The organism is Mycobacterium sp. B14F4 (genome assembly GCF_039871645.1).
In the GTDB taxonomy this organism is placed as follows: Bacteria; Actinomycetota; Actinomycetes; order Mycobacteriales; family Mycobacteriaceae; genus Mycobacterium.
Genome location: NZ_JBDPMF010000001.1, coordinates 34,144 through 46,327 on the forward strand (window position 1 = coordinate 34,144; position 12,184 = coordinate 46,327).

Annotated in this window: 10 protein-coding genes; 8 read left to right on the forward strand and 2 right to left on the reverse strand. The window is 68.2% G+C overall.

Annotated features, from left to right (window positions below; all coding sequences use genetic code 11):
- Positions 1–103 precede the first annotated feature (103 nt).
- The 3 genes from ABGB19_RS00150 to secA all read left to right on the forward strand — a co-directional run bounded on the left by ABGB19_RS00150 (position 104) and on the right by secA (position 4,661).
- On the forward strand, positions 104–733 hold the full coding sequence (locus ABGB19_RS00150; RefSeq protein ID WP_347682768.1) for a ComF family protein: 630 nt from the start codon (positions 104–106) through the stop codon (positions 731–733).
- Between the two features lie 347 nt (positions 734–1,080).
- A complete protein-coding gene (raiA, locus tag ABGB19_RS00155; RefSeq protein ID WP_347684630.1) occupies positions 1,081–1,725 on the forward strand; it encodes a ribosome-associated translation inhibitor RaiA in 645 nt (214 codons plus the stop codon).
- Positions 1,726–1,829: 104 nt separating this feature from the next.
- Positions 1,830–4,661, forward strand: a complete 2,832-nt coding sequence (gene secA / locus ABGB19_RS00160; protein ID WP_347682770.1) for a preprotein translocase subunit SecA — start codon at positions 1,830–1,832, stop codon at positions 4,659–4,661.
- On the opposite strand, the gene ABGB19_RS00165 is transcribed toward secA, so the two are convergent.
- Together ABGB19_RS00165 and ABGB19_RS00170 are read right to left on the reverse strand one after the other, a co-directional pair.
- Entirely contained in the window at positions 4,658–5,125 is a 468-nt protein-coding gene (locus tag ABGB19_RS00165) for an SRPBCC family protein (RefSeq protein ID WP_347682772.1), read from the reverse strand. The genes secA and ABGB19_RS00165 overlap by 4 nt on opposite strands.
- Before the next feature lie 18 nt (positions 5,126–5,143).
- Positions 5,144–5,638, reverse strand: coding sequence for an Rv3235 family protein (locus ABGB19_RS00170; protein ID WP_347682774.1), 495 nt, complete (start codon positions 5,636–5,638; stop codon positions 5,144–5,146).
- Between the two features lie 193 nt (positions 5,639–5,831).
- On the opposite strand from ABGB19_RS00170, the gene ABGB19_RS00175 reads away from it, so the two are divergent.
- The 5 genes from ABGB19_RS00175 to ABGB19_RS00195 all read left to right on the forward strand — a co-directional run bounded on the left by ABGB19_RS00175 (position 5,832) and on the right by ABGB19_RS00195 (position 12,053).
- Positions 5,832–7,241, forward strand: coding sequence for a wax ester/triacylglycerol synthase family O-acyltransferase (locus ABGB19_RS00175; protein ID WP_347682776.1), 1,410 nt, complete (start codon positions 5,832–5,834; stop codon positions 7,239–7,241).
- A 61-nt stretch (positions 7,242–7,302) separates the two neighbouring features.
- Positions 7,303–9,057 carry a BCCT family transporter gene (locus tag ABGB19_RS00180; protein WP_347682778.1) on the forward strand — a complete coding sequence of 585 codons (1,755 nt, stop codon included), beginning with the start codon at positions 7,303–7,305 and terminating at the stop codon, positions 9,055–9,057.
- A 6-nt stretch (positions 9,058–9,063) separates the two neighbouring features.
- Positions 9,064–9,564, forward strand: a complete 501-nt coding sequence (locus ABGB19_RS00185; RefSeq protein WP_347684632.1) for a hypothetical protein — start codon at positions 9,064–9,066, stop codon at positions 9,562–9,564.
- Between the two features lie 66 nt (positions 9,565–9,630).
- Positions 9,631–10,758 (forward strand): ferredoxin reductase, encoded by a 1,128-nt coding sequence (locus ABGB19_RS00190; RefSeq protein ID WP_347682780.1) that lies wholly within the window; start codon positions 9,631–9,633, stop codon positions 10,756–10,758.
- A gap of 68 nt (positions 10,759–10,826) precedes the next feature.
- Positions 10,827–12,053, forward strand: a complete 1,227-nt coding sequence (locus ABGB19_RS00195) for a fatty acid desaturase (RefSeq protein ID WP_347682782.1) — start codon at positions 10,827–10,829, stop codon at positions 12,051–12,053.
- Positions 12,054–12,184: the final 131 nt, after the last annotated feature.

Consider the following 12,184-nt stretch of genomic DNA (forward strand, 5'->3'; position numbering starts at 1 on the left):
TTCCAGTCGACCGATCCGTTCGTTGCCTCGGTCTTGGTGCCGGACGAAAACCCACTCACTGGCGGGCCGGCGCGTTGTCACCGCCCACCGCGACACTGCGGACATGCTCGACCTCGTCCTGCCCCTGCAGTGCGGTGGCTGCGGTGTCGCGTCGACGTGGTGGTGTGACACCTGCGCCGCCGAGCTGTCCGTGCGCTCCGACGAGCCGCATGTGGCCGCCCCACGCCTCGATCCGGGGGTACCGGTGTTCTCGCTCGGCCGCTACGCGGGCGCCCGGCGCCGGGCCCTCGTCGCGACCAAGGAACACGGCCGCAGCGACCTGCTGCCTCCGCTCGCCGCTGCCCTGCACGCCGGGCTCGCGCACCTGCTCAACTGGGGCATCGTCGAGGTCCCGCTGACCGTGGTGCCCGCCCCGACCCGCCGAAGGGCCGCCCGGCGCCGCGGAGGCGACCCGGTCACCCGGATGGCGCAGGCGGCGGTGACCGGCCTGCCGGGGGTCACCGTGCTCACCGCGTTGCGCACGCGCGCGCTCGTCGCCGACTCCGTCGGTCTGTCCAGTTCGGACCGGCAGCGCAACATCGCCGGGCGCATCAAGCCCGTGCGCTCCGTCGCCGGGGAGGTGCTCCTCGTCGACGACATCGTCACCACCGGCGCCACGGCCGCGGAGTCGGTGCGCGTCCTGCATGCCGCAGGCGCCCGGGTGGCGGCGGTGCTGGTGCTGGCAAACGCGTAACCGGGCGGCGGTGACGACCCCGCCTATTACTCCGGCATCAAAGCGGTGTGAAGAACTGAGAACGGGTTCCGAAATTTGGGTGCAATTACTGGCACTACCGGGTGAACACGGACTACCGTCGGCACCAACCACCCGTGAACGACTCACGGCGGCGCTCAGATACGAAGCGCCAGCATCGCCCATCAGCGGTAGGAGGTGAGTAGTCGACACCTTGCACCGGCGAGCGGCGAGACATGCAGGCCACGTCGGCGCGTATCCCATTGACAACCGGGCACGCTGACGCGTGCGGACGCCAAAGAAACGAGTTGCCAAGCATGTCAAGCCAATCCCTGGACTCCGGCCGCGCAATGGTGATCGAGGACGACACACCCGAACCCCGCACGCGAGCCGAGGTGGCGGTCACGGGTCGCAACGTCGAGATCCCCGACCACTTCCGCGTCTACGTCGCAGAGAAACTGTCACGCCTGGAACGCTTCGACCGCACCATCTACCTGTTCGACGTCGAACTCGACCACGAGCGCAACCGCCGCCAACGCAAGAACTGCCAGCACGTCGAGATCACCGCGCGGGGTCGCGGTCCGGTGGTCCGCGGCGAGGGTTGCGCCGACAGCTTCTACGCCGCGCTCGAGTCCGCCGTCTGCAAACTGGAGAGCCGTCTGCGTCGCAGCAAGGACCGACGCAAGATCCACTACGGCGACAAGACCCCGGTCTCGCTCGCCGAGGCCACCGCGCTCAGCGCGCTGCCCGAGCCGCCGGGCACGCAGGCCACCGATGCCCCCGACGTCGACGGCGCGGTGCTCGACGAACACGTGCCCGGCCGCATCGTGCGCACCAAGGAGCACCCGGCGACGCCGATGACCGTCGACGATGCGCTGTCGCAGATGGAGCTGGTCGGTCACGACTTCTTCCTGTTCCACGACAAGGAGACCGACAAGCCATCGGTGGTGTACCGCAGGCACGCGTACGACTACGGATTGATCCGGCTCGCCTGAGCCGTGGCCTGATCCGTTCGGCCCGCCCTGGCTCGGCCGGCTCCGCCCGCATGTCACCTACCATGGGTTGAGCTCAAGATCTTTCAATCCTTAGGGGATATAGCGTGCTGGATAAGTTGCTGCGCCTCGGTGAGGGCCGCATGGTCAAACGCCTCAAGGGGGTGGCCGACTACGTCGACTCCCTGGCAGACGACACCGAGAAGCTCACCGACGCCGAGCTGCGGGCCAAGACCGACGAGTTCCGCAAGCGCCACGCCGACGGCGAGACCCTCGACGACCTGCTGCCCGAGGCGTTCGCCGTCGCGCGCGAGGCGTCCTGGCGCGTACGTGACCAGCGGCATTTCCACGTCCAGGTGATGGGCGGTGCGGCGCTGCACTTCGGCAACGTCGCGGAGATGAAGACCGGTGAGGGCAAGACCCTGACCGCGGTGCTGCCCGCCTACCTCAACGGGCTGGCCGGCAAGGGCATGCACATCATCACGGTCAACGACTACCTGGCCCGGCGCGACGCCGAGCAGATGGGCCGCGTGCACCGCTTCCTCGGGCTCGACGTCGGGGTCATCCTGTCGGGGCTGACCCCCGACCAGCGGCGCGCCGCCTACGCCGCCGACATCACCTACGGCACCAATAACGAGTTCGGCTTCGACTACCTGCGCGACAACATGGCGCACTCCCTGGCCGACCTGGTGCAGCGCGGGCACAACTTCGCGATCGTCGACGAGGTCGACTCGATCCTCATCGACGAGGCCCGCACCCCGCTGATCATCTCCGGGCCCGCCGACGGCGCCTCGAACTGGTACACCGAGTTCGCCCGGCTCGCCCCGCTGATGGAGAAGGACGTCCACTACGAGGTGGACCTGCGCAAGCGCACCATCGGTGTGCACGAGATCGGCGTCGAGTTCGTCGAGGACCAGCTCGGCATCGACAACCTCTACGAGGCCGCCAACTCGCCGCTGGTCAGCTACCTCAACAACGCCATCAAGGCCAAAGAGCTGTTCGCCCGCGACAAGGACTACATCGTCCGCGACGGCGAGGTGCTGATCGTCGACGAGTTCACCGGGCGTGTGCTGATCGGCCGCCGCTACAACGAGGGCATGCACCAGGCCATCGAGGCCAAGGAGCACGTCGAGATCAAGGCCGAGAACCAGACGCTGGCCACGATCACGCTGCAGAACTACTTCCGCCTCTACGACAAGCTCGCCGGCATGACCGGCACCGCCCAGACCGAGGCAGCCGAGCTGCACGAGATCTACAAGCTCGGCGTGGTCAGCATCCCGACCAACATGCCGATGATCCGCACCGACCAGTCCGACCTCATCTACAAGACCGAAGAGGCCAAGTTCATGGCGGTCGTGGACGACGTCTTCGAGCGCTACGAGAAGGGTCAGCCGGTGCTGATCGGCACCACCAGCGTCGAGCGCTCGGAGTATTTGTCGCGCCAGTTCCAGAAGCGCCGCATCCCGCACAACGTGCTCAACGCCAAGTACCACGAGCAGGAGGCCAACATCATCGCCGAGGCCGGCCGGCTCGGCGCGATCACCGTCGCCACCAACATGGCCGGCCGCGGCACCGACATCGTGCTCGGCGGCAACGTCGAGTTCCTGGTCGACAAGCGGCTGCGCGACCGGGGCCTCGATCCGGTCGAGACCACCGACGAGTACGAGAAGGCCTGGCACGAGATGCTGCCCGCGGTGAAGGCCGAGGCGGCGGGCGAGGCCGAGGACGTCATCGCGGTCGGCGGGCTCTACGTGCTGGGCACCGAGCGCCACGAGTCCCGGCGCATCGACAACCAGCTGCGCGGCCGGTCCGGCCGTCAGGGCGACCCCGGCGAGTCGCGGTTCTACCTGTCGCTGGGCGACGAGCTCATGCGGCGGTTCAACGGCGCGACGCTGGAGGCGCTGCTGACCCGGCTGAACCTGCCCGACGACGTGCCGATCGAGGCGAAGATGGTCACCCGCGCGATCAAGAGTGCGCAGACCCAGGTCGAGCAGCAGAACTTCGAGGTCCGCAAGAACGTCCTCAAGTACGACGAGGTGATGAACAAGCAGCGCATGGTCATCTACGACGAGCGCCGCCGCATCCTCGAGGGCGAGAATCTGGCCGAGCAGGCGCGCAACATGCTCGTCGACGTCATCACCGCCTACGTCGACGGCGCCACCGCGGAGGGCTACTCCGAGGACTGGGACCTCGAGCAGCTGTGGACGGCGCTGCGCCAGCTCTACCCGGTCGGCATCGACCACCACGACCTAATCGACTCCGACGCGGTCGGTGAGCCCGGCGAGCTGACGCGCGAGGAGCTGCTCGAGGTGCTGATCGCCGACGCCGACCGCGCCTACGCCGAGCGGGAGAAGCAGATCGAGGGGATCGCCGGCGAGGGCGCCATGCGCCAACTCGAACGCAACGTGCTGCTCAACGTGCTGGACCGCAAGTGGCGCGAGCACCTCTACGAGATGGACTACCTCAAGGAGGGCATCGGGCTGCGGGCCATGGCGCAGCGCGACCCGCTCGTCGAGTACCAGCGCGAGGGCTACGACATGTTCATCGGGATGCTCGAGGGGCTCAAGGAGGAGTCCGTGGGCTTCCTGTTCAACGTCTCGGTGGAACCGGCGCCCCAGCCCACCGTCGCCCCGATTGCGACACCGACGGGGCTTGCGGAGTTCGCGCAGGCGGCCGCGGCCAAGGCCGCCGGTGGTGGCCAGGGTGGCGTCGCGACCAAGGAACGCATGTCCCCGTTGCGCGCCAAGGGAATCGACGATGACTCACGGCCGCTGACCTACACCGGCCCGTCGGAGGATGGTTCGGCGCAGGTGCAGCGCTCGGGTGGTGGCGGCGGTGCCGGTGCCGCGCGTCCTGCGGCGCCGGGCACCACCCGCAAGGAGCGCCGCGAGGCCGCGCGCCAGCAGGCCCGCGACGCCAAGGCCATGCGCAGGCGTTAGGCCTCGACCAGGGCGGCGATGCGCTGCAGGGTGGCGCGCATGCCGTCTTCGGCGTGCCGCGGCATCGATCCCATCCGGAGCAGGAGTCGTTGGCGGTCCTGCGAGACGTCCCACGTCTCGCGCACCAGCGTGCCGTCCTCGACGGGTTCGAGTTCGTAGCGCCAGATCCGGCCACCGACCAATCCCAGCGGTCCGATGGTGGTCTTCCATGCGATGCGACGGTCGGGGTCGAATTCGACGACGGTGTTGCTGGTCCGGTACGGCACATACAGCGATTCGGGCCGGCCGCGCATCGACATGCCGAACGTCGCGCCGAGCGACAGGGGCGACGCCTCGACCGTCGCACCGTCGACGGTGCCCGAACCGTCGAACGCCGAATGCCTCGCGGCGTCGGCGAGCAACGCGAAGATGGTCCCCGCGGGCGCCTTGATGACGCGTTGCACGCTGACGGTGTTTCCCTGCACGGTGAAAAGGCTAGCGGGTCAGCCGATCTGCAGCGCCACGATGCGCCAACGGTCGCCGTCGAGCGCGATGCGGGCGGCGATGGCCCGTACCCGCGGGCCGCGGGTGTAGGTGCCGAACACCTCGGCGGCGCCGGTGGGTGCGTCGTCGACCATGCGCAACCGGACCGTGCGCAGGGTGGCGGCCGCCTCGTGCGCGTCGCGCGTCAGCGCCAGCACGGTGTCGGTCAGCGCTGGTGCCAGCAGCGACCGCAACTGGGCGACCGGCCTGCGCCGGTCGATCACTTCGAGCACCCTGCGCAGCGCCGCGTCGGCGAAGGCGACGGCGGTTTGCGGCGGCCTCTGAACCGGAGCGGGCGGCGGCACCGGCGCCTGCCGCGACCGCCGAGGTGTCCGGCGGCGCAGCGCTTTCGGCGTCGGCGGCCGGCACGCGGTGACACCGACGGGCGGCGGCTCGCAATCGATGACCGGCGAGATCAGCGCGCCGGGTTCGACAGGGGTGCGGGATGCGGTCACGGCAGGCTCTCCAGCGTGTCGGTGTGACGGGACGCGCCTGCTGGAGAGTCGCAGACTGATCTATGATCGCACGGTTCGCAGGGGGTCTCACGCACCCGTGATGCGCCGTCTCAGGATTGGTCGATAGCGTGACGGAGTGCTCGATACACGCGGCGCGGGCGCGCGGAAGTAACAGGGGAGGGGCGGCGTCGCCATGGTGACCAGGTTGTCCGCTGCGGACGCGTCCTTCTTTCACCTCGAGAACACGTCGACCCCGATGTACGTGGGCGCGTTGTCGATCCTGCGCAGGCCCCGCAGCGGGCTCAGCTACGAAACCCTGCTCGCCACCGTCGAACAGCGATTGCCGCAGATACCGCGGTATCGGCAGAAGGTGCGTGAGGTGACGCTGGGGCTCGCGCGCCCGGTGTGGGTCGACGACCGCGACTTCGACATCACCTATCACGTCCGTCGTTCGGCGCTGCCGTCGCCGGGCAGCGACGCCCAACTGCACGAGTTGATCGCCCGGCTCGGCGCGCGGCCACTCGACCGATCGCGGCCGCTATGGGAGATGTACCTGATCGAGGGGTTGGCCAAGAACCGCATCGCCATCCACACCAAATCGCATCAGGCGCTGGTCAACGGGATGACGGCGTTGGAGATCGGCCACGTCATCGCCGACCGCACGCAGAAGCCGCCGGAGTTCGGCGAGGACATCTGGATTCCCGCCCGCGAGCCCAGCGACCGCCAACTGCTGATGGGGGCCGTCGGCGAGTGGATCATGCGGCCGGCCGACCAGTTCGGCGCCGTCCGCAGCGCCGTCACCGAGGTCGCGACCAACGCCGGCCAGCTGGTCGACATGGGACGACGGTTCGTCGACGTGGCCCGCACGGTGGCCCGCGGCACCGCCCCCAGCAGCCCGCTCAACACGACGGTGTCGCGCAACCGGCGCATCACCGTCGCCGCCTGCCGCCTCGAGGACTACCGCATGGTGCGGGCCCGCTACGACTGCGACGTCAACGACGTGGTGCTCGCCGTGGTGGCCGGAGCGCTGCGCAACTGGCTGCTGTCGCGCGGCGAGCCGGTGACGGCGACGACGGCGGTGCGCGCGATGGCGCCGATGTCGGTGTACCCCGACGCCGAACTGGACACCACCGGGCCGGGGCAGGCGATCAGCCAGGTGTCGCCGTTCCTGATCGACCTCCCCGTCGGCGAGGGCAACGCGGTGGTGCGGCTGTCGCAGATCGCGCACGCCACCGAGTCGCATTCGACCGCGGCCAGCCTGGTCGACGCCAGGACCATCGTCACGCTGTCGGGTTTCGCGCCACCGACATTGCACGCCATGGGAATTCGGGTCGCGACCACCTTCTCGGCTCGCCAGTTCAACCTGTTGATCACCAACGTGCCCGGCGCGCAGAAGCAGATGTACATCGCGGGCACCAAGTTGCTCGAGACCTACGCCGTTCCGCCTTTGCTGAACAACCAGGTGCTGGCCATCGGGGTGACGTCCTACAACGGCATGCTCTACTTCGGCATCAACGCCGACCGCGATGCGATGAGCGACGTCGACGTGCTGCCGGGTCTGCTGAGCGAGTCCTTGGAGGAACTCGTCGAGGCGGCCAGGTGAAGCCCGCGTTGCGTTTGCGGGATTGACTGGTGAACTCCGCGGAGGGTCGAATTGGCTCACCATGACTGTCACCCCGGAGAACCACAGGACCGATAGAGCCAAGGCCGTCACGCAGAAGGCGCTCAAGTCGCCGTCGTACGACGTCGTCCCGCATCCCGTGCTGGACCAGCCCGTCGACGAGGCGGCCTACACACGGTCCCGCGGGGTGGACTGGGTGGTCTTCGGTGTGACCGCGGTCATCGCGGTCGGCTTCCTGGTCTGGGGTTTCGTCAGCACCGAGTCGCTGGCGGATGCGTCGGGCAACGCGCTGACGTGGGTGATGGACACCACCGGATGGTTGTTCGTGCTGACGGCCTCCGGGTTCGTGGTGTTCGTGCTGTGGCTGGCGCTGGGCCGCTACGGCGCCATCCCCCTGGGCCGCGACAACGAGGAACCCGAGTTCCACAGCGTGTCCTGGGTCGCGATGATGTTCAGCGCGGGCATGGGCATCGGGCTGATGTTCTTCGGCGTCGCCGAGCCGCTGTCGCACTTCGCGACGCCGCCGCCGGGTACCGGCCCGGCCGGTAATCCCGAGGCCGTCCAGACGGCGATGGCCACCACGCTGTTCCACTGGACGCTGCATCCGTGGGCGATCTACGCGGTCGTCGGGCTGGCCATCAGCTACGGCGTGTACCGCAAGGGCCGCCTGCAGCTGATCAGTTCGGCCTTCCAGCCGCTGCTCGGCAACAAGGCGCACGGTCGGTGGGGCAAGGTCATCGACATGCTGGCGATCTTCGCCACGCTGTTCGGCTCGGCCGCGTCGCTGGGGCTGGGCGCGCTGCAGATCCGCAGCGGCCTGCAGATCGTCGCGGGCATCGGGGAGACCGGCAACACCATCCTCGTCGTCATCATCACGGTGCTGACCCTGGCGTTCGTACTGTCGGCGGTCTCCGGCGTCGCGCGCGGCATCCAGTGGCTGTCGAACATCAACATGGTGCTGGCGGTGCTGTTGGCGTTATTCGTCTTCGTCGTCGGCCCAACGGTTTTCATCCTCAACGTGATACCGACGTCGCTGGGCAGCTACCTCGCCGACATCGCGATGATGTCGGCGCGGACCGGCGCCGAAGGCGCCGACGTCAACGAGTGGCTGCAGTCCTGGACGATCTTCTACTGGGCGTGGTGGGTGTCGTGGACGCCGTTCGTCGGGATGTTCATCGCGCGGATTTCGCGGGGGCGCACCATCCGCCAGTTCGTCGCCGGTGTGCTGCTGGTGCCGAGCCTGGTGTCGCTGGTGTGGTTCGCGGTGTTCGGCGGCGCGGCGATCAACAAGCAGCAGGGCGGCGTCGACCTCGCCGGCGAGGGCAGCATCGAGCAGCAGTTGTTCGGGCTGCTCGACCAGTACCCGATAGCGATGATCGCCAGCATCCTGGTCATGGTGCTGGTCGCGATCTTCTTCGTGTCGGGCGCGGATGCCGCGTCGATCGTGATGGGCTCACTCTCCGAGCACGGCACCATCAAGCCGGGCCGGGGCACCGTGATCTTCTGGGGTATCGCGATGGGCGCCGTCGCGGCGGTGATGCTGCTGGTCGGCGGTGAGGACGCGCTGACCGGCCTGCAGACCATCACGATCATCGCCGCGCTGCCGTTCGTGCTCGTCATGGTGGCCATGGCGATCGCGTTGGTGAAGGACCTGCGCCGGGACCCGATGATGGTGCGCAAGCAGTACGCGCGGGAGGCCGTCCACACCGCGGTGATCCACGGCGTCACCGAACACGGCGACGACTTCATCATCTCGGTGGAGAAGGATCCGAGCAGTACGACGGATGGGGACCGCTAATCTCGCCTGGTGCGCGTCTACGTCCCGGCCACCCTGGCCATGCTGCAGCAACTCGTCGCCGACCGGATGCTGCACGCCCGCAGCGGAATGGCGTTCGCCGTGACGCACGCGCTGCGCGAGTCCTACGCCGAGGGTGACGACAACGAACTGGCCGAGGTCGCGCTGCGGGAGGCGGCGCTGGCGTCGCTGCGGCTGCTCGCGGGCGAGGGCGCGTCGAATCTGCCGCCGCGGCGGGCGGTGCTGGTGGCCGAGGTCGCCGACGCCACGCCGCGGCCCGATCTCGACGACGCGGTGGTGCGGATGGCCGGCCCGATCTCGTTCGACGACGTGATCGCCGCCTATGTCGACAACGCCGACGCCGAGGCCGCGGTGCTGCCTGCGATCGACGCGGTGGACGAGGCCGACCTCGGCGACGAAGACGCGGAGTTGACCGTCGGCGATGCCCAGGACCACGACCTCGCCTGGTACGCGCCGCAGGAGCTGCCGTTCCTGCTGGAACTGCTGTAGTCCAGTCCGCCTGCGGTCGCCGGCCAGGACTGGATACGAGACCGTAGGTTACGGTACCGTAGGTTCATGGCCAAGAACTCCATCAAGGTTTCGGCCAACGTCGCCGACACGGTCCGGCCGGCCGTCGCAGGGGGCTCCCGCTGGAACGCGCTGCGCGCGGTCGCCGCTCGGATCACCACGCCGCTGCTGCCCGACGACTACCTCAAATTGGCCAATCCGCTGTGGTCGGCGCGGGAACTGCGCGGCAGGGTGCTGGAGGTGCGTCGCGAAACCGTCGACTCCGCGACGCTGGTCATCAAGCCGGGTTGGGGCTTCTCCTTCGACTACCAGCCCGGCCAGTACATCGGCATCGGGCTGCACATCGACGGCCGCTGGCGGTGGCGGTCCTACTCGCTGACATCGGCCCCGGCCCGGTCCAGTCGCACCATCACGATCACCGTCAAGGCGATGCCCGAGGGGTTCCTGTCGACGCATTTGGTCGGCGGGGTGGCGCCTGGCACGATCGTGCGGTTGGCCGCGCCGCAGGGCAACTTCGTCATGCCCGACCCGGCGCCGCCGAAGGTGCTGTTGCTCACCGGCGGCTCCGGCATCACGCCGGTCATGTCGATGCTGCGCACCCTGGTGCGACGCGACCAGATCACCGACGTCGTCCACGTGCATTCGGCGCCAACGGAATCCGACGTGATGTTCGCGGCGGAACTCGCCGATCTGGCCCACGCGCACGACGGGTATGAGTTGCGGCTGCGGGCAACGCGCACCGACGGCCGACTGGATGTGTCCCGGCTCGACGACGAGGTGCCCGACTGGCGCGAGCGCCAGACGTGGGCGTGCGGACCGGAGGGAATGCTCGATGCGGCCGAGCGGGTGTGGTCGGCCGCCGGCCTGGCCGAGCGACTGCACCTGGAGCGCTTCGCGGTGTCGAAGGCCGCGGTGCACGGACAGGGTGGCACGGTCGAGTTCGCCCGCAGCGGCAAGTCCGTCTCGGTGGACGCCGCAACCCCGTTGATGGAGGCCGGCGAGCAGGCCGGCATCCGGATGCCGTTCGGCTGCCGGATGGGTATCTGCCAGTCATGCGTGGTGGGCCTGCTCGACGGACACGTCCGCGACCTGCGCACGGGCGCCGAACGCGAGCCGGGAAGCCGGGTCCAGACGTGCATTTCCGCAGCGTCGGGCGATTGTGTGCTCGACGTCTAGGGTTTACTGGCTGGTAACCTACGGGTAGGTAGGTTACGGTAGCGTAGGTACCTGAAAGGAGGCCGACGATGGCAATCACGGACGTTCCCGAATTCGCGCATCTGACCGATGCGGACATCGAGAGTCTGGCCGTTGAGCTGGACGCGATACGCCAGGACATCGAAGACTCCCGCGGTGAGCGCGACGCGCGCTACATCCGCCGTACCATCGCCGCCCAGCGCGCGCTGGAGGTCGCGGCCAGACTGATGCTGGCCGCGAGCAACCGCCGTTCGGCGTGGTGGGCGGGCACCGTCTCGCTGGGTGTGGCCAAGATCATCGAGAACATGGAGATCGGCCACAACGTCATGCACGGCCAGTGGGACTGGATGAACGATCCCGAGATCCACTCCTCGACGTGGGAGTGGGACATGAGCGGGGCCTCCAAGCACTGGCGGTTCACCCACAACTTCATGCACCACAAGTACACCAACATCCTCGGCATGGACGACGACGTGGGCTACGGCCTCCTTCGCGTCACCCGCGACACGAGGTGGAAGCCGTTCAACCTCGGCAACCTCCTCTACAACACCATTCTGGCGATGGGCTTCGAGTGGGGCGTGGGGCTGCAGCACGTGGAGCTCGGCAAGATCTTCAAAGGCAGGGACAACCGGGACGAGAGCAAGCTTCGGGCGCGCGAATTCGCCGCCAAGGCCGGTGCTCAGGTGGTCAAGGACTACGTCGCCTGGCCGGCCGTGACATCGCTGTCGCCGGGTGCGTCGTACAAGTCGACGCTCAAGGCCAACGCGGTCGCCAACGTCATCCGCAACGTGTGGTCCAACGCGGTCATCTTCTGCGGTCACTTCCCCGACGGCGCGGAGAAGTTCACCAAGACCGACATGGTCGGGGAGTCAAAGGGGCAGTGGTATCTGCGCCAGATGCTCGGCAGTGCGAACTTCGAGAACGGACCGGTGCTGCGGTTCATGAGCGGCAACCTCTGCCACCAGATCGAGCACCACTTGTATCCGGACCTGCCGAGTAACCGGTACTACGAGATCTCGATCCGGGTGCGCCAGCTGTGTGACAAGTACGACCTGCCGTACACGACGGGCTCGTTCCTGGTGCAGTACGGCAAAACGTGGCGGACCATTGCCAAGCTGTCGCTGCCGGACAAGTACCTACGCGACACGGCCGACGACGCGCCCGAGACCCGCAGCGAGCGAATGTTTTCCGAGCTGGAGCCCGCTCAGCGCCGTGGGCTCAAATCGGCGATCGCCGCAGTGAGGGCCCGCCGCCGCGAGCGCGCCCTCTCCCGCTAGCGAGCGCGGAGGCCGGCATCGGCCGCCCGTCGGCTAGCAGCACCCGGTGGAACTCCGAAAACACCTGCGGCAGTTGATCGTCGGGCACCCTTTGGCCAGGGAACTGTCGCTAAGATGACGTGACATTCGCT

What these genes read in the sequence shown, in the direction of transcription:
- ABGB19_RS00150 (WP_347682768.1), top strand. Translation starts at nt 104, where the DNA reads ATGCTCGACCTCGTCCTGCCCCTGCAGTGCGGTGGCTGCGGTGTCGCG.
- raiA (WP_347684630.1), top strand. Translation starts at nt 1,081, where the DNA reads ATGGTGATCGAGGACGACACACCCGAACCCCGCACGCGAGCCGAGGTG.
- ABGB19_RS00175 (WP_347682776.1), top strand. Translation starts at nt 5,832, where the DNA reads ATGGTGACCAGGTTGTCCGCTGCGGACGCGTCCTTCTTTCACCTCGAG.
- ABGB19_RS00180 (WP_347682778.1), top strand. Translation starts at nt 7,303, where the DNA reads ATGACTGTCACCCCGGAGAACCACAGGACCGATAGAGCCAAGGCCGTC.
- ABGB19_RS00190 (WP_347682780.1), top strand. Translation starts at nt 9,631, where the DNA reads ATGGCCAAGAACTCCATCAAGGTTTCGGCCAACGTCGCCGACACGGTC.
- ABGB19_RS00195 (WP_347682782.1), top strand. Translation starts at nt 10,827, where the DNA reads ATGGCAATCACGGACGTTCCCGAATTCGCGCATCTGACCGATGCGGAC.